Genomic DNA, 16,637 nt, shown 5'->3' with positions numbered 1-16,637 from the left:
CGGCACCGGCCGCCGCGGCCGACAATCCGGGACATGTCCACTCGACCCCTGCTCACCCATCCGGCGGTCACCTGCGCCCTGATCGTGGCGATCTTCTACCTGGTGCCGGTCGAGCCCGGCGTCGCCGGCGTCCGGTTGGTGCTGCGTGGCATCGGGTCGGTGCTGGTCCTGCTGCTGGTGGCCTGGCTCGTCAGCGCGCAGATCCGCCGGCAGATCGCCGCCCCGCAACCCGCCGGCGGGGTGGCCGGGCTCGCCGTCGCGATCGTCGCCGGCCTGGTGATCTTCGCGCTCGCCGACTACGTCATCGCCATCTCCGGCCCCGACCAGTTCGCCAGCCTGCGGACCAAGACCGACGCGCTCTACTTCGCGCTGGCCACCCTCGCCACCGTCGGGTACGGCGACATCCACCCCAGCGGGCAACTGGCGAAGGTCGTGGTGATGCTGCAGATGGCGTTCAACCTCGTGGTGCTCGCCACCGGCGCGTCGATCTTCATCGACCTGCTCACCGACCGGATCAGGAAGCGCTCGGCCGGATGACGACATCGCCGGCCAGCCGACCGGCCCGCGGCTCCCGGTCGACCGCCCCCTCGGCCAGCAGTTCGGCGAGCACCCGGTCGGTGTCGGCGGACCGGTGGATCGTGGCGGTGGCGGTGAACCGGCGCAGATCGGCGACGCTGGCCCGCCGTACCGATCCGAGGTGGGCGACCAGCGCGCGCCGCAGCGGGCCGAGGTCCGGCCGGGACGTCACGTCGACCGCTTCGGCGTCGGGGTCGTCCGGGTCGCGCAGGCGCACCCCATCGGCCGCCCACAGCGCCTCCTTGAACGCGTCCAACGCCCGGCCGAGCCGGGTGGCGAAGACGACGAGCCACCGCCCGTCGGTGGCGGGTTCAACGAGTTCGACGGCGGTGACCAGCGGGAAGCCGACGGACGCCGGCGCCGCCCGGTGGTCGAACCCGGCCCGGGCCGCCGGCCCGAGGACCAGCAGCAGCTCGCCCGGCCGGCCGCCGGCCACCGCGGCCAGCGTCGCCGGCCCGGGCGCCGGCCCGGTCGAGGCGTCCAGGTACGTCAGTACGGGCGCGCCGGCGGCGGCCGCGGCCTTGAGCGCGACCGGTACGTGGTCGGGGCCGCCGGGCACACCGTGCACCGCCACCCCGGCGCCGGGCGCCGGCGCGTCGAGCCGGCCGGCGACGTCGACCGCGTTCCCGGCGACCACGACGACGGTGAGCTGGCGGCCGCGCAACCGGTCGGCGGCCTGCGTGCAGGCCCGCAACGCCGCCTCGGGGGTGTCGCCGGGGTCGCCGCCGTACGCCTGCACGAGGGTCGCCCGGCGCGACCGGTGCAGCGCGTCGGGCAGCCAGTGGCCGAGCTGGCGGACGAGCAGGTGGCCGGTGACGGCGCGAAGCGGCATGCGTCGGTTCTACCCGCCCGGCCCCCGCCCGCGCCCACGCGGGGTCCCCGCTCGCGGCGGCCGGCCCCGGCGCGGGTCAGGCCGGCACGGAGATGCCGACGCCGCCGCGGGTCTGGCCGCCGTACCGCTGCTTCTCGCGGCCGAGGTCGAGCGGGCGGATGCGCCGGCGGGCGTCGAGGGCTTCCTGGTCGAGCAGGTCCCTGGGGATCAGCCAGACGATCTCGAACTCCAGCCCGTCGGGGTCCTTGCCGTACAGGCTCTTGGTCGTGCCGTGGTCGGAGCTGCCGACCAGGGCGTCCGCCCCGACCAGGCGGACCATGGTGGCCTCGAGTTCGTCGAGGGTGTCGACCTCCCAGGCCAGGTGGTAGAGGCCGACGGTGCCCCGGCCGGCCGGTGACGGGGCGGCGCCCGGGCCGACCTCGAACAGGCCCAGATCGTGGTCGTTGGTGGAGCCGGGGCCTGGAGGAACGCGGCGCCGGCGAATCCGTCCGGGGTCATCGGGACCACCCGGAACCCGAGCACGTCGCGGTAGAAGGCGACGCTGCGGGAAAGCTCGCTGACGAAGAGGACGGCGTGGTTGAGGCGGTGGATTCCCATGCCTCGACGGTAGCCCACTTTAGTTGAGAGCTCAACTAGTCCCGGTATGATCGGGGTCATGACCCGCTGGCTGGACCCCGACGAACAACGCACCTGGCGCGCGTTCCTCACCGCCTCCCGCGCACTGATGGAGACCCTCGACCGGGAACTGCAACGCGACGCCGCCATGCCGCACGCCTACTACGAGATCCTCGTCCGGCTCTCCGAGGCACCCGGGCGGCGGCTACGGATGAGCGAACTCGCCGACGCGAGCGGTTCGTCGCGCAGCCGGCTCTCGCACGCCGTCGCCCGGCTGGAGGAAGCCGGCTGGGTACGCCGGGAGAACTGCCCCACCGACCGGCGCGGCCAGCTCGCCGTCCTCACCGACCACGGCTTCGAGGTGCTGGCCGCCGCCGCACCCGGCCACGTCGAAGGGGTGCGCAGCCACCTGTTCGACCCACTCACCCCGGCCCAGGTCGACCAGTTGCGCCGGATCAGCGAGGCAATCATCGACCACCTCCAACCGGATCGCCCGGCATAATGACCAAAGAACCCACCTTCGCCCCCTTGTACTGAACGTGGCCGTACACGCACGATGGGGCGTGTCAATCGGGCTGGGGGAAATCACCACACAGGCGCATACCCTCGTCGCCGACGGCGACCTGGCCGGCGCCCGGGATCTGCTCGCCGACGCACTCGTCGGCGCCGACCCCAGCCCCGCGAACGCCTCCGAGGACCTGGCCGAGGCCGCCGGCCTGCACGCCCGGCTGCTGCTCACCCTCGGCGACCCGCGCGCCGCCCGGCCGTGGGCCGCGTTCGCGTACGCCGCCGTCGGCCGCCTCCACGGATCGCACGACGAACGCGCCGTCGGTGCCGCCGCCACCCTGGCCGCCGTACTGCACCGGGTCGGCAGCCAGGCCCGCGCCGCCCACCTCTACCGCGACGTGATCGCCGCCCTCACCTCGATCGACGGCCCCGAGTCGCTGCGGGTGCTGGCCGCCCACGCCGACCTGGCCACCGTCGAATACGCCCGGGGCGAGTGCGAGGTCGCCCGCAACCGCCTCGAGGACGCCTGGTCGCTGCACCGCGAGGTGTACGGCGACACCCACCCCAGCGGGATCAAGATGCTCGCCCGGCTCGGCGGGATGCAGCGCGACTGCGGCCGGTTCACCGAGGCGAACGACAACCTCGCCCTGGCCCAGGAACTGTGTCGGGAGAGCCTGCCGCCCGACCATCCGCTCGCCGTGCAGGTGGCGGCCCTGGCCCGGGCCACCGCCACCCCCGACCACCTCTGCAACGAAGCCCCACCCAGCCCCGCCCCGCCCCCACCCACGCCCGCCCCACCCCCGCCCCCACCCCCGACCCCACCCCCGACCCGCCGGAACGGCCGGTCCCACCGGCCCCGCCACCCGGGCTGGTGCGCGATCAAGGACTTGTTGCGGACGACACGCCGCGACACACCCACGACTCCCCCTCGATCGACGAGGACGGCGGCCACGAGACCGCATCCGCCCCCTCGGCCGCCGCCGCCCCGCCGCCCGCGGTGGTGCCCGATCAAGGACTTGTCGCGGACGACACGCCGCGACACACCCACGACTCCCCCTCGATCGACGACCCGGCCCCGATCGGCGGGGACGATGGCCCGCCGCCGTGGGAGAAGCGCCCGGACACCGGTCAGCCCGAGCCCTTCCGGTTCCCGAACGAACTCGATGCCCCGCTTCCCCCGGGCCACACCGGCCTGCCGGCGGACCAGTGGTGGCCACCGGAGCCGGGCGAGGCCGACGACCGCGCAGCACCGCGACCGACGGCCCCCGACGACGTCCGCGACCGCGACGACGCCCCGACCGGGCCAATGACCTACGACGACCGGGCCTGGTATCACGACCCGGCCGGCCCGCCGACCGAGCAGCCGTGGCGTGACGACCCCGCCGGTCGGGAGACCGGCTACGACGACCGGGCCTGGCACGACGACCCGCTCTCCGCCGGCGCCCCGCGCACCACGGAAGCGCACTCGAACGGCACGCCTCCGCCCCATCCGCTGTCGGACAGCGACTGGCCGGACACCGGCCGCCGCACCCCCGACCGGCCCGACGCCGACCCCGCCTGGCCGGACACCGCACCCGCCGCCCACGACTGGCCGGACCCGGGCCGCCCCGAGCGCACCTGGGCGGACACCGACTCCGGCTGGCCGGCCACCGGCCGCACCGAACACGACGGGCCAGACCCGGGTCACCCCGAGCGCACCTGGGCGGACACCGACCGCCCCGAACCCGGCTGGTCGGACACCGGCCGGCCCGACGCCGACCGCCGCGACGACCATCCCGGCCCGAACGACCGGGCCGACCGGTCCGACGGCGTCCCGCAGCAGCGGCGGGGCCAGGACCAGCCACCGGGCGAGGACCAGCGGCGGGGCGCAGAACAGGCGTGGGGCGACGAGCAGCCGTGGGGCGCAGAACAGCCATGGGCCCAGGAGCAGCCGTGGGACGACCACGCCGACCGCACCGCCGGTCACCCGGTCGGACATCCGGAGCGGGAGTACGCCGGGCCGACGTACCCGCAGACCGGTGCCGACCCGGACGCGCCCCGGCGCCCGGACCTCACCAAACCGGACCCGACCTGGCAGGAGCGGGAGCCGGCGCTGCCGCCGGACGTACCCGGCTTCGCACCGGCCGGGGCCGACCGTGAGCAGATCGCGGCCGCCCCCCACCACGAGCCGAGCGACGCCCACCCCGGGGTGCACGAGGTACGCCGTACCCCGACGACCGACGTGGCGGTGCGCCGCCGCGGCGACCTGCCGGTACGGCGTCCCAACACGCTGCCGGTCCCGGTTCCGCGGCCGGCCGCTCCCCCGCCGGACCGGCGTCTGGTGCCGGTGATCCTGGCCGGGCTGGTCGTCGTCGCCCTCGGCGCGGTCGCGGTGATCGCCGGCTTCGCGCTCGCCGACCGGCAGGAGTCGACGTCGGACGCGGACGGCGGCCAGCCGGTCCCGTCGGCGACCGGCGCCCCGGTGCCGACCGGGCCGGCCGCGCCGCCGCCGGCGGAGCCGGGCACCCCGCCGGGCGGGCTGACCGTGACCGACAACCGCGACAGTGTGACGCTGACCTGGACCTATCCGCAGGGCGCGGAGGGGCCGGTGGTGGTGTCCGCCGGGCGGCCCGGGCAGGAGCCGCGCGCGTTCCAGGATCTGCCGCCGGGTACGTCGAGCTACGTGGTGTACGGGCTGAACGCGAGCGTCGACTACTGCTTCGTGGTCGCGGTCGTCTACTCCACCGACGTGGTCGGGCGCTCCGAGCCGGCCTGCACCGAGCGCGGCTGACGGTCCTGCACGGAGCGCTGACGGTCGGCCGGGGCGGCCGGCAGCCGTACCTCGACGCGCAGGCCGGGGTTCGCGGCGGGTTCGGAGGCGTCGGGCCGGGCGTCGTCGAGCCGCACCGTACCGCCGTGCTGGCGGACCAGTTCGCGGACGATGGCGAGGCCGAGCCCGGCGCCGCCGGCGTCGCGGGCCCGGGCGTCGTCGAGCCGGGTGAACCGGTCGAAGACGCGGTCGCGGTCGGCGGCCGGGATGCCGGGTCCGTCGTCGGTGACCGAGACCACCTGGTACGGCGGCTCGGCGTACGCCGACACGACGACCTCGCCGCGGGCGTGCCGTACGGCGTTGTCGACGAGGTTGGCGACAACGCGGCCGAGCGCGTCCGGGTCCCCGACGGTCCACAGCGCGGTGTCAGACGCCTCGACCCGCACCGGTGGCGACGGGTGGCGGCCGGCCGCCCCGGCGATCAGCTCGCCGAGTTCGACCCGACCGACCTTCGCCGGCCGCGGGCCGGCGTCGTCGACGCGGGCGAGCAGCAGCAGGTCGTTGACCAGCCGGCTGAGCCGCTCGGTGTCGGCGAGCAGGTCGTCGGCGACCGCCGGCCAGTCGTTGCGCGGCCCGAGCCGCTGGGCGACCTCGAGCTGGGTACGCATGTTGGCCAGCGGGCTGCGCAGCTCGTGGGCGGCGTCGGCGACGAAGGCCCGCTGCCGGCCGCGGGCCGATTCGAGCCGGTCGAGCATGCCGTTGAGGGTGACCGCCAGCCGGTGGATCTCGTCGTGTGACTCCGGCACCGGCAGCTGGCCGGGCCGGGCCCCGCCGGTGATCTCCTCCGCGCCGGCCCGCAGCGCCTCGACCGGCCGCAGGGTCGCGCCGATGACCCGCCAGGCAACGACCGCGAGCAGGGCCAGCAGCAGCGGAAACCCGATCAGCAGGCTGGTCTTGAGCAGGTCGACGCTGTGCGCGACGTCGGCCATCGACTTGCCGACCAGCACGGTCTGCGGGTCGTCGGCGGGTCCGGCCGGCACGGCGACGACGCGTACCGGGCCGCGCAGGCCGAGCCGGTCACCGGGGATGAACACCGGGCCGTCTTCCAGGGCCCGGTCGAGTTCGTCGCCGAAGAGCATCGGCACCAGGCGGTCGGCGTCGATCGAGGCGGACCGGACGCGGCGCTGCGAATCGACGACCTGGACCCTGACGGTGCTGCCGACGACCGGCAGCGGATCGGGCAGGGCGTCCTCGGTGACCAGCATCGCGACCGCCTCGGCGATCCGGCGGGCCTCGTTGTCGGCGCTGCGTTGCAGGGCGAAGGCCAGTGTCCCGACCAGTGCGATTCCGCCCAGGACGAGACCGACGGCCAGGCCGGCGACGCCGATGACCATGAGCCGGTTGCGTAGGCCGGCCGGCAGCAGGCGGCGCCATCCGCGGCGTTTCACGGCACCGGTGGCGGGCGCGCGGCCCGGCGGCCGCCCGGCGGTCCCGGCCCCGGCCGCCAACCCACCGGGGCCGCTGGTCGCCGGTCCGGTGGGTGTCGTGCGGGGCGGGCTGGTGGTCATGTGGCCAGCCGGTAGCCCGCGCCCCGGATGGTCTCCAGCAGGTCCCGGCCGAGCTTGCGGCGCAGGTAGCCGACGTAGACCTCCACGGCGTTCGGGGCGGTCTCCACACCGGCGTCCCACACGTGGTCGAGCAGTTCGGTCTTGGAGACCACCTGCCCGGCCCGGCGCATCAGGTATTCCAGCAGCGCGTACTCGCGGGCGGTCAGCTCGACCTCGGTGTCGCCGCGGGTCACCCGGCGGCGGGCCGGGTCGAGGCTCAGTTCGCCGGCGGTGAGTACGGCCGGGCGTTGCGGGGCGCCGCGGCGCAGCAGCGCCCGCAGCCGGGCCAGCAGGACGACGTACGAGAAGGGTTTGGTCAGGTAGTCGTCGGCGCCGCAGTCGAGGCCGTCGGCCTGGTCGTATTCGCCGTCCTTGGCCGACAGCATGAGGACCGGCAGCCAGTGCTCCTCGGCCCGCAGTTGCCGGACCACCCGGTAACCGGACAGGCCGGGCAGCATCACGTCGAGGATCATGGCGTCGTAGCCGCCGTGCCGGGCCATGTCGAGGCCGGTCGGGCCGTCTGCGGCGACGTCGACCACGAAGCCCTCGGCCTGCAGGCCGCGTTGCAGCGCGGTAGCGAGCCGCGCCTCGTCTTCCACCACCAGCAACCGCACGCCGTCAAGCGTGCCATCCCGCCTCCCGGTCAACCATGCCCCTTCTCAGCCCGGGCACAGCCGGACGTTGCGTTTCTCAGCCGTCTCACAGGGCTCCCGGTGCACGATGGGTACCAGGAGGTGCACGACATGTCACTGTTCCAGTCCCGTCCCGCGCTGCGCTGGCTCGTCCCCACCAGTGCCGCCGTGGTCGTCCTGGGCGGCGGCGCGGCCATCGGCACGCTCGCGGCCGCGTCCGAACCGAACCTGCCGCCACGCGACGCGGCCCAACTTCTGGTCGACCTGCAGACCGCCCGCCTCGACGGGCTTTCCGGCACCGTGGTGCAGCGGGCCGACCTCGGCCTGCCGCCGGCGCTGGAGACGCTGGCCGGCAACAGCGGCTCCGAACTCGCGGCGCTGGCGTCCGGCCGGCACACGCTGCGGGTCTGGTACAACGGGCCGGACCAGGCCCGGGTCGCGTTGGTCGGCACGCTCGGCGAGACCGACGTGATCCGCAACGGCGCCGACGCCTGGGTCTGGTCGAGCCAGAAGAAGGAGGCTGTCCACTACAAGCTCGACCCGGGCAAGAAGGACGCGCCGCCGGAGCTGCCCGGCGGACTGCCGGCGACGCCGGAGGAGGCCGCCGACAAGGCGTTGGCCGCCATCGACCCGACCACCGAGGTACGGGTCGGCCGGTCGGCGACGATCGCCGGGCGGGACGCGTACGAGCTGATCCTCGCCCCCCGCGACAAGGCGTCGCTGGTCGAGGAGATCCGGATCGCGATCGACGCCGAGGAGAAGGTCCCGCTGCGGTTCGAGGTGTTCGCCGAAGGCGTCGGGGAGCCGGCGTTCGAGGTCGCGTTCACCCAGGTCGACTTCAACCGGCCGGCGCCGGAGCAGTTCGTGTTCAACCCGCCGCCGGGTACCAAGGTGACCGAGGGCGGCGCCGAGGGTGCCGGCCCGGACGGTGGGCCGTTCGGCGGGCACCGGCCGGACGGCGAGGCCGCCGAACCCGGCGCGGCGCCGGAACAGCGCCCCGAAACCCGTACGGTCGGCACCGGCTGGACGACGGTGCTGGTCGGCACCCTGCCCGAGTCGGCGCCCGGTGCGCCCGGCGCCGGCGGCGAGCCCGGCACCGATGTGGCCCAGTTCGCCGGCCTGCTCAACCAGTTCCCCGCGGTCAGCGGCGACTGGGGCAGCGGGCGGCTGCTGTCGACCCACCTGTTCAGCGTGCTGCTCACCGACGACGGCCGGGTGATCGGCGGCCTGGTGACGCCGGAACGGCTCTACGAGGTGGCGGCGCAGACGAGGTAGCCCGCCCTTCGCCGACGGGCACCGGCGGCGCCGGGGTGCGGTGTGGACCGCATCCCGGCGCCGCCGTCGTGTCCGGGGCCGGCAGGCTTTCCGGGTCGGGCGTCCGGACGGGCCGACGTCGTGTCCGTGGCCGACCCGTCCGGAGTCGGCCGAGGTGCGGCGGCCGGGACCGGCCCGGGCGGTCGCGGGACGTCGGCCGGGCTGGTAAACCTGCGGTATGGCAGACGTCAGTGACGGCGGGGTCGACGCCGACGAGGTGCTGCGGCTGATCGGCGGGCTCGCCGGCGTCGAGCGGCACCAGTCGCGCGAGGACGTGGCGTTCCGGGTCCGGGGCAAGGGCTTCGCCTACCTGTCCGAGGACGGCGAGACGCTGGTGGTGAAGGCGACCCGCGACGAGCAGGCGGCGCTGGTGCTGGACAACCCGGTGGCGTACGAGCGGTCGCACTGCTCGGGCCGGTTCGGGTGGGTGCTGGTCCGGCTGGCGCACGTGCCGCCGGACGAGCTGGCCGAACTGGTCACCGAGGCGTGGCTGCTGACCGCGCCGCGTCGGCTCACCGCCGGCCGGCCCGACGCCGTCGGCTGAGCTCAGTCCACCTCGTAGACCGCGTAGCGCGGCTCGTCGTCGGGTCGGTAGCCGGTCACCGCGCCGATGACGGCGAAGACGAAGTCCTCGTCGGGTCCCCACTGCGGGATCTCCACCTGCGACTCGACCGGCAGCGGGTCGCCGTCGTCCTGGACCGGCTCACCTTCCTGGAAGACGATCTGGCGGACCAGCTTCCCGTCGTCGACGTACCAGAAGCCGTAGGTGCTGCTGACGCTGCCGAAGATGACGCCGAGGACGCGGGTGCCGGGGGCGGCGAGCCCGTCGCGTCCGGGGTCGGGGCTGAAGGGCATCACCCGCAGGTCCGGGTCCCACAGCTGTGACCAGCCGGCGTGTTCGCGCAGGTAGAGGCGGCCGCCGGGGAAGGCCGAGCCGGCCTCGTCCAGGCCGACGAGTCTGCCGGTCGGCCGGGCGCGCACGTCGTCCGGGGCCAGTTCGAGCAGTCGGTCGGTCGTCCAGTCGGCCGCGAAGATCGCGGTGGTGTTCCAGCCCATCGCGACATCCTCCCCGACCGGCGCGAGCCGGCGCAGTTTAGGGCGCTGCCGGCTCTGGGTACGAATGGTCAGGCATCGCCGGACATGACGGTCCAGAGTGGACGCGGCGACTCGTACGACCTGGGAGGCTCTCGTGCGCGGAGGATCGATAGTCGGTGTGCTTCTGCTGATCTGGGTGTTGATCGGCGTGGTGGCGGCGGGCCAGCGTGGCTACTTCGACGGTGACGACGCCAACTGTGCCAAGGCCGGCACGATCGTGGTCACCGCGATCGCCGGGCCGTTGAACTACATGGGTGCCAATCCGAAGATCGAGTGTGAGGTTCCGCAGCCGTCACAGTGACGGCGCGACGTGACGTACCGGCCCGTGCCGCCGCCGCGGCGCGGGCCGGTGTGCGTACGCGGGGGCCGCGCCGGCTGTGGCGCGTGATCCGGTCGGCGGTGTCGGGACGAACGCCGGGCCGGGGCCGGTGCATCGCCGCGGGTGGGAAGAATGGCGGCATGCCGAGCCGTCTTGCCGTCATCGCCATCGACGCCGTCCGACCCCGAATGATCGCCGACTTCTGGTGCGCGGTTCTCGGCTGGCAGGTCGTCGACGAGGACGCCGAGGTGATCACCATCGCGGCGTCCGACCGTTCCTGGCCGATGATCGACGTGGTGGTCGTGCCGGAGGGCAAGGTGGTCAAGAACCGGCTGCATTTCGACCTGCGTGCCGACGGCGTGTCCACCGCGGCGGAGCTCGACCGGTTACTCAGCCTCGGGGCACGACGCGTCGAGGTGGGACAACCCTCCGACGTGAGCTGGGTCGTGCTCGCCGATCCGGAGGGCAACGAGTTCTGCCTGCTGTCGAGTCCTGTCCAGGAACTCCGGGACAGCTTCCGGTCAGGCGGGCCGGGGCAGGTACCGAGGCTCTAGCGGGCGGCGTCGGCGAGGTCGGCCAGGGTGAGCCGGGCGTGGACGTACAGCAGGTTTTCCAGTGCGCCGACGGTCGGCACCTCGCCGACCACCTCGACCCCCTCGCCGGCCCCGGGCCGCTGCCGGTGCGCCAGCCGGTAGAGGTGCCGGCCACGGATCGTCTCGACCGTCACCCGCCACTGCCCGCAGCACCGGCACACCAGTCTTCCCACGCCGTCGACCATAGCTCTGACCTGCGGAAACTGCCGCTGATCGACAAGATCGCCGGGAGTGGGGAACGGACACCGGGACATGCCGGCGACACGCGGGACCTTAATCCCGGCCCGCGGAAACCAGGGAGCGGGACAGGGCGGCCGGCAACTGGCGGCGACGGTGGATACCGAGCTTGTGGTAGGCCCGTTCCAGCAGGTTCGTGACGGTGCGTACCGAGATGTTCAGGGCCGTGGCGATGGCGGCGTTGGTCAGGCCGGAGGCGGCCAGTTCACACACCTCCCGCTCCCGGGCGGTCAGCGGGTCGGCCACACCGGGCCCGCCGGCCCAGGGTGGGTGCGGTCCGGAGTACCGCCCGGCCAGGTCGGCGAGCCGCCGTTCGGCGTCGCGGGGCACCCGTCCGCCACCGGGCACGGCCGCCGCGGCCTCGTACGCCAGCCCCAGGTAGCCGCGCTCGGCAAACCCGTCGGCGACCCGACACAGCGCCCGCGCGTCGGCGGCGGCGAGCGCCTCCGCGTGGTCGGCGAACAGATCGAACAGCGGGCTGTCGCACTGCTTCGCCGCGGCGCGCAGCCGGGCCGCGCCACGGGTCGACGGGCGCAACCGCACCTGGAAGTAGGCACACTCGACGGCGGTCGTCAGCCGCGCCGCGTCGAGGTAGCGGTCGGCGAGCCGGTCGGCGAGATCGGCCGCGTACGCCAGCCGGCCGGAGTGGGCCAGCGCCCGGATCTGGCTGAACTCGAGACGGTCGCGCAGGCCGAGGTCGTCCGGGATCTCGGCCAGGCCGCGGTCGAGTTCCCGGTACGCCTCGTCCGGCCGGCCGAGCGCGGCCACGCAGACCGCGTACTCGCAGGAGACGAAGACCCGGACCGGGAACGGGGTGTGTTCGTCGATCAACGCCCGCGCCTCCCGCAGCGCCGGCAGGGCCTCGGCCGGGCGGCCCGCCCACATCGCGCAGACGCCGCGTTCGTGGCCGACGACCGCGACCTCGACCGGCTGGCCGCGCCGGACCGCCTCGGCGTAGTAGCGGTCGGCGAGCCGGGTCGCCTCGGCCAGCTGGCCGGCGAGGATGAGCGCGTGTACGTGGCAGGCGGCGGCCGAGCCACGCATCGCGGGCCAGCGGGCCGGAAGGGTGAGGCTGCCGTCGGCGAAGCGCCCGGCGGCCCGGGCCGGCTGGCCCCGGAACGTCAGCAGGTAGGCGTTCATCGTGGTCCGGGCGTCGGCGACCAGCGGGTTGAGCGGGCGGGGCGCGGCGACGGCCGGTGGGACACCCGGGGCCGGTGGCGCAACCGGGGCCGGTGGCGTGCCCGGAGGCGGTGCCGTGCCCGGAGGCGGTGCCGCGCCCGGAGCCGCGTCGACGGCCGGGGACGGACCGCGGGTGAACAGCGACACCGCCAGCTCGGCCACGCCGAGATCGTCCCCGGCCGGCCCACCGGCGGCCGCCCGGGCCCGGAACACCTCGGCACGGGCGTCGGCCGGCCGGCTGAGCCCCCAGAACAGGTTCAACGACCGCAGCGCCGCCAGTTCGGTGTCCCGGTCGACCGCACCGAGCAGCCGCTCGGTCTCGGCGGGCCGCCCCTGCGCCATCAGCGCCTGGGCGCGCAGCCCGACGCCGCGGGTACCCGGGACGTGGCGCGCGAGGTCCTCGGCGAGGACCGGGGCGCCGGCGGCCAGGGCGCGGGCGGCGGCGGCCGCCGGACCCGGCCCCCGCTGCGGCAGGTCGGCCTCCAGCCGCCACCACACCAGGCCGGCGGCGTCGACGCCGCGCGTCCCGGCCCGGCCGGCGGCGCGTACCAGGTCGCGGTACATCTGCCGGCGCCGGAGCTGGCCGAGCCCGGCCAGGGCGAGCTGCCGGTACAGCGGGTGGGCCATCGCCACCGTCCGCCGGACGTCGGGGCCGTCGGAGCGGGTGACCGCGCCGCGGCCGGCCACCGCGGCGACGGCGTCGGCCCCGACGAGGTCGACCAGGATCCGTTCGGAGAGGCAGCCGGCGAGCGCGACGTAGCGCAGGGCGGTGATCTCGGCGCTGTCGAAGGTGCCGAGGTCGGTGCTGGCGAGGTCGCGTACCCGGGGCTGGTCGTCGAGCCGGCCGCGCCAGGACCAGACACCGTGGGCCCGGGTCAGCCCGCCGGTCTCCAGTCCGATGTCGAGCATCCGTCGCAGCAGCCGCGGATTGCCGCGGGTGGCCCGCCACAGCAGGTCGGCGGTGAGCCCGTCGACCGGCCCGAGGACCTGCCCGAGCAGTTCGGAGGTGACGGCCCGGCTCAGGCTGGGCAGGTGCAGCCGCCGGGGCGGCCGGCCGGCGACGTCGGTACGGGCCGCGGGCGGTCCGGCGGCGCGACCGGTGGTGAGCAGCAGCCGTACGTCGGCGACGCCGCCCAGTTCGGCGAGGACGGCGGCGGACGCGTCGTCGAGGTGGTCGGCGTCGTCGATGCCGACCACGACCGGCCGGTCGCGGGGCAGTTCGTCGCGCAGCCGTCCGCCGGCCGGCAGCCAGCCGGGGGCGTCGGGCCGGCGCAGCCCGGCGACGCCGACGCCGGGGATGTGCCGGGTGGCCTCGGTCGCGGCACCGCGCAGCACCAGCAGACCGCGGGCGGCGCACCGGTCGAGGAGAAGGTCGGCGAGCCGGCTCTTGCCGACCCCGGGTTCGCCGGTGACGACCAGTCCCGGGCCGGCCGGCCCGGCGAGCGCCCGCTCGCCGTACGCGATCTCGGCGTCGCGGCCGAGAACCGGCCAGTCGCGTTCGACGCCGACGGTGACCGGGTGTCCAGGTTCGGTCACAGCCGCTGGCCGGGCCATTGAGTACGAAATACTCATGATCCTCCTTGGACCCGACATGGATCCTCGTCGTACGAGCGGATGAACCATGCCAACTACCACGCGAAACTCGGAAGGAAACCGAGTGGAAAAGCAATGGAAGATCCGCTCCGGCTGGCCCTTCGTGGCCCGCGCGGCCGAGGTCGGGACGGCGGTCACCCGGTTGGGTCGGGCCGGCGAACCGGGGGTGCTGCTGACCGGTGCGGCCGGGATCGGCAAGTCCCGGCTGCTGGCGGAGATCGTCGAGGCGTGCCGGACGGCCGGGGCGTACGTGCTGGTCGCCGGGGCGGCGGGCGGGCTGCCGTTCCCGGCGACGCGAGAGCCGGCGACGCGAGAGCCGGCGACGCGAGAGCCGGCGACGCGAGAGCCGGCGACGGAACAGCCGGTTACCGGAGAACGGCCGGGGCGGGCCGGGACGGGCGTCGCCGACGTCTTCGCCACGGCCACCCGGCAGCTGCGCGCCGCGGCGGCCGGCCGGGCCTGCGTGCTGGCGGTCGACGACGTGCACCTTCTCGACGACGCGTCGGTCGCGCTGGTACAGCACCTGGCGGCGACGGCCGGCGTCCGGATCCTGGCCGCCACCCGTACCGGACACCTGGCCACCGGCCCGGTACGGGCGCTGCTGCGCCGGCCGTTCGTACGGGCGATGACGGTCGGGGCGCTGCCCCGCGACGCGGTCGCCGGTTGTGTCGAGGCCGCCCTGGACGGGCCGGTCGACGGGCTGACCATGCACCGGCTGTGGCGGGCCACCCGCGGCAACCCGCTGTTCCTGCGGCACCTGCTCGACGCCGGTCTGGCCGGCGGTGCCCTGCGGCGTACCGACGGGATGTGGCGGTGGACCGGGGCGATGCGCCCCGGCCGGGAGCTGCGCGACCTCGTCACCGGGCTGCTCGCCGCGACGACGACGACGGCGGAGGCCGCCGCGCTGGCGTACGTCGCGCACGCCGAACCGGTCGCGCTCGAGGTGCTGGAGGCACTGGTCGACACCGCCGTCCTCGAGGAGCTGGAGTTGCGGGCCCTGATCGCCGTGGAACGCCACGCCGAACGACTCGTCGTGCGGGTCGGCCATCCGCTGTACGGGGCGGTCCTGCGGGCCGCGACCGGTGCCGAGGCGCGACCGCGGATCCACCGGGAGCTGGCCCGCGCCGCCCGGGACGGGGCGGCCGGACCGCGGACGGTCGCCTGGCGGCTCGCCTCCGGTGAGCGGATCGCCGACGCCGAGGTGCTCGCCGCCGCCGAACAGGCGCTGACCGACCGCGACGCGACGCTCGCCGGCGAACTGGCCCGGCACGTCCCCGGCCCGGCCGGGGTGTGGCTGCTCGGCCGGGCGTTCGTCGCGCAGGACCGGTCGGTCGAGGCCGAGGAACTGCTGGGCCGCCACCCGGACCGCCCCGGCCCGGTGGTGGTGCGGGCACTGAACCTGTTGTGGAACCGGCGCCGGCCGGCCGACGCGGCACAGGTGGTGCGCGGCTGCGCCCGGGAGGGGGCACCCGCGCCCGAACTGCGGGTCGCGCGGCTCGCGATGGCCGCCTTCGGCGGCGGACCGGTGCCGGGTCCGGCCGATCTGGCGGACGTGGCGGTCGACGACCCGGTGGTGGCCAGCGTCGTCGACCCGCTGCGGGCCCTCCTGCTGATCCACTCGGGTCGGCCGGCGTACGTCGCGGACACGTTCCCGGCCGCACGGATGGGCGCGCCCCGGCCGTGGTCGTCGATCCGCGGGACCGCCGTCGCCTGTCGCGTCCGGGCGCTGCAGCTCACCGGCCGGCTCGACGAGGCGTCGGCCGCCGCCGAGGCCGGCTACCGGGTGGCGGTGACCGGGCCGGCGGCGGCCGAGGTCGCGCTGCTCGCCAGCGAGTTGGGGACGTGCGAGATGTGGGCGGGCCGGCCGGCGCGGGCGCTGCCACACTTCCGCGAGGCCCGGGCCCTGCTCGACGAGGACTCGCCGGTCCCGCTCCAGATCCTCGTCCTCGCCGGGTATGCGACCTGCCTCGCCGCCACCGGGCACCCCGACCGGGCCGGCACGGTGCTGGCCGAGATCGGGCGCCGGGTGCCGGCGTCGTCCGGCCCGCACGACGAGCTGCGGCTGGCGGCGCTGCAGGTCGAGGCGTGGAGCGGGCGGCCGGCGGCGGCGGCCGAGGACGCCGCCCGGCTCGGCGCGGCGTACCGGTCGGCGGGCCGGTCGACCAATGCGGTGCAGGCGTTCTACCTGTCGGCGCGGCTGCGCCCGACCCCGGCGGTCGCGGCGGCGCTCGCCGAGGCGGCGGGTGACTGTGACAGCGACCTGTTCCGGACGTTCGCGCGGCACGCCGGCGCCGCCGCCGACGCCGACCTGGACGGGTTGCGGTCGGTCGTCGCCGACCTCGACCGGTGCGGCTACCGGGGGCTGGCGCTGGAAGCGGCGTCGACGGCAGCCGGGCTCGCCGCCGCCGGTGGCCACGACCGGATCGCCGCGCAGCTGCGGGTCGACGTCGGCCGGCTGCACCGGTGGTGCGACGGATACCGTCCACCATGGACGGTGACGGCGGGGCCGTCGGCGGCGTTGACCAGCCGGGAACGGCAGACGTGCGAGCTGGCCGCCACCGGTCTGCCCGACGACACCATCGCCGAACGGCTCGGCCTGTCGCGGCGCACCGTCGCCAACCACCTGCACCGCGCATACGCCAAGCTCGGCGTGCGCGGCCGGCGGGACCTGCCGGCCGCGCTCGGCCTGCCCGACCCCGGCCTGCGGGTCGACCCGCTGTGGGAAACGGCGGGCTGACCCCGGCCGGCCCCGGGCCGGGCCGGCCGGACCGGCGGCGCGGCCCGTGGGA

15 protein-coding genes and 2 pseudogenes are annotated in these 16,637 nt (G+C 75.6%); 9 read left to right on the top strand and 8 right to left on the bottom strand.

Features of this window, described 5'->3' with window-relative positions; all coding sequences use genetic code 11:
• The first annotated feature begins 33 nt into the window (after positions 1-33).
• Positions 34-537, top strand: coding sequence for a potassium channel family protein (locus tag Prubr_RS22460; RefSeq protein WP_212816875.1), 504 nt, complete (start codon positions 34-36; stop codon positions 535-537).
• Here Prubr_RS22460 and Prubr_RS22455 read toward each other — a convergent pair.
• The 3 genes and pseudogenes from Prubr_RS22455 to Prubr_RS37735 all read right to left on the bottom strand — a co-directional run.
• Entirely contained in the window at positions 515-1,408 is an 894-nt protein-coding gene (locus Prubr_RS22455) for a hypothetical protein (RefSeq protein WP_212816874.1), read from the bottom strand. The genes Prubr_RS22460 and Prubr_RS22455 overlap by 23 nt on opposite strands.
• Before the next feature lie 76 nt (positions 1,409-1,484).
• The gene (locus Prubr_RS22450; protein WP_281425950.1) at positions 1,485-1,835 is read right to left on the bottom strand and encodes a VOC family protein; all 351 of its coding nucleotides are present in this window, start codon (positions 1,833-1,835) and stop codon (positions 1,485-1,487) included.
• A gap of 92 nt (positions 1,836-1,927) precedes the next feature.
• Positions 1,928-2,005 (bottom strand): annotated as a pseudogene (locus Prubr_RS37735) (VOC family protein); the annotation flags it as partial.
• A gap of 46 nt (positions 2,006-2,051) precedes the next feature.
• Between Prubr_RS37735 and Prubr_RS22445 the strand changes: the two are divergent.
• The 3 genes and pseudogenes from Prubr_RS22445 to Prubr_RS22435 all read left to right on the top strand — a co-directional run bounded on the left by Prubr_RS22445 (position 2,052) and on the right by Prubr_RS22435 (position 5,300).
• The gene (locus tag Prubr_RS22445) at positions 2,052-2,525 is read left to right on the top strand and encodes a MarR family winged helix-turn-helix transcriptional regulator (RefSeq protein WP_212816873.1); all 474 of its coding nucleotides are present in this window, start codon (positions 2,052-2,054) and stop codon (positions 2,523-2,525) included.
• 61 nt (positions 2,526-2,586) lie between these two features.
• Positions 2,587-3,525: pseudogene (locus Prubr_RS37000) on the top strand (tetratricopeptide repeat protein); the annotation flags it as partial.
• Between the two features lie 311 nt (positions 3,526-3,836).
• Positions 3,837-5,300: a fibronectin type III domain-containing protein gene (locus Prubr_RS22435; RefSeq protein WP_212816871.1), complete on the top strand. Its 1,464-nt coding sequence runs from the start codon at positions 3,837-3,839 to the stop codon at positions 5,298-5,300.
• Here the strand turns inward: Prubr_RS22435 and Prubr_RS22430 are convergent.
• Positions 5,246-6,673: a sensor histidine kinase gene (locus tag Prubr_RS22430; RefSeq protein ID WP_212828366.1), complete on the bottom strand. Its 1,428-nt coding sequence runs from the start codon at positions 6,671-6,673 to the stop codon at positions 5,246-5,248. The genes Prubr_RS22435 and Prubr_RS22430 overlap by 55 nt on opposite strands.
• A gap of 170 nt (positions 6,674-6,843) precedes the next feature.
• Positions 6,844-7,500, bottom strand: a complete 657-nt coding sequence (locus tag Prubr_RS22425) for a response regulator transcription factor (RefSeq protein ID WP_212816870.1) — start codon at positions 7,498-7,500, stop codon at positions 6,844-6,846.
• Positions 7,501-7,629: 129 nt separating this feature from the next.
• Here Prubr_RS22425 and Prubr_RS22420 point away from each other — a divergent pair, with 129 nt between their 5' ends.
• Both Prubr_RS22420 and Prubr_RS22415 read left to right on the top strand, forming a co-directional pair.
• Positions 7,630-8,793, top strand: a complete 1,164-nt coding sequence (locus Prubr_RS22420; RefSeq protein ID WP_212816869.1) for a LolA family protein — start codon at positions 7,630-7,632, stop codon at positions 8,791-8,793.
• 217 nt (positions 8,794-9,010) lie between these two features.
• On the top strand, positions 9,011-9,376 hold the full coding sequence (locus tag Prubr_RS22415) for an MmcQ/YjbR family DNA-binding protein (protein WP_212816868.1): 366 nt from the start codon (positions 9,011-9,013) through the stop codon (positions 9,374-9,376).
• A gap of 2 nt (positions 9,377-9,378) precedes the next feature.
• Here Prubr_RS22415 and Prubr_RS22410 read toward each other — a convergent pair whose 3' ends face one another.
• A complete protein-coding gene (locus Prubr_RS22410) occupies positions 9,379-9,888 on the bottom strand; it encodes a hypothetical protein (RefSeq protein WP_212816867.1) in 510 nt (169 codons plus the stop codon).
• Positions 9,889-10,021: 133 nt separating this feature from the next.
• Between Prubr_RS22410 and Prubr_RS22405 the strand changes: the two genes are divergently transcribed.
• Both Prubr_RS22405 and Prubr_RS22400 read left to right on the top strand, forming a co-directional pair.
• A complete protein-coding gene (locus tag Prubr_RS22405) occupies positions 10,022-10,228 on the top strand; it encodes a hypothetical protein (RefSeq protein WP_212816866.1) in 207 nt (68 codons plus the stop codon).
• A gap of 158 nt (positions 10,229-10,386) precedes the next feature.
• Positions 10,387-10,800, top strand: a complete 414-nt coding sequence (locus Prubr_RS22400; protein WP_212816865.1) for a VOC family protein — start codon at positions 10,387-10,389, stop codon at positions 10,798-10,800.
• On the opposite strand, the gene Prubr_RS22395 is transcribed toward Prubr_RS22400, so the two are convergent.
• Both Prubr_RS22395 and Prubr_RS22390 read right to left on the bottom strand, forming a co-directional pair.
• The gene (locus Prubr_RS22395; RefSeq protein WP_246567499.1) at positions 10,797-11,012 is read right to left on the bottom strand and encodes a hypothetical protein; all 216 of its coding nucleotides are present in this window, start codon (positions 11,010-11,012) and stop codon (positions 10,797-10,799) included. The two genes, Prubr_RS22400 and Prubr_RS22395, sit on opposite strands and share 4 nt — an antisense overlap.
• Before the next feature lie 100 nt (positions 11,013-11,112).
• Positions 11,113-13,791, bottom strand: a complete 2,679-nt coding sequence (locus Prubr_RS22390; protein WP_212816863.1) for a helix-turn-helix transcriptional regulator — start codon at positions 13,789-13,791, stop codon at positions 11,113-11,115.
• Positions 13,792-13,912: 121 nt separating this feature from the next.
• Here Prubr_RS22390 and Prubr_RS22385 point away from each other — a divergent pair, with 121 nt between their 5' ends.
• Positions 13,913-16,585 carry a LuxR family transcriptional regulator gene (locus Prubr_RS22385; protein ID WP_212816862.1) on the top strand — a complete coding sequence of 891 codons (2,673 nt, stop codon included), beginning with the start codon at positions 13,913-13,915 and terminating at the stop codon, positions 16,583-16,585.
• Positions 16,586-16,637 lie beyond the last annotated feature (52 nt).

This window comes from Polymorphospora rubra, assembly GCF_018324255.1.
Taxonomy (GTDB): Bacteria; Actinomycetota; Actinomycetes; order Mycobacteriales; family Micromonosporaceae; genus Polymorphospora; species Polymorphospora rubra.
This window is presented reverse-complemented; position numbering and strand designations above follow the sequence as displayed.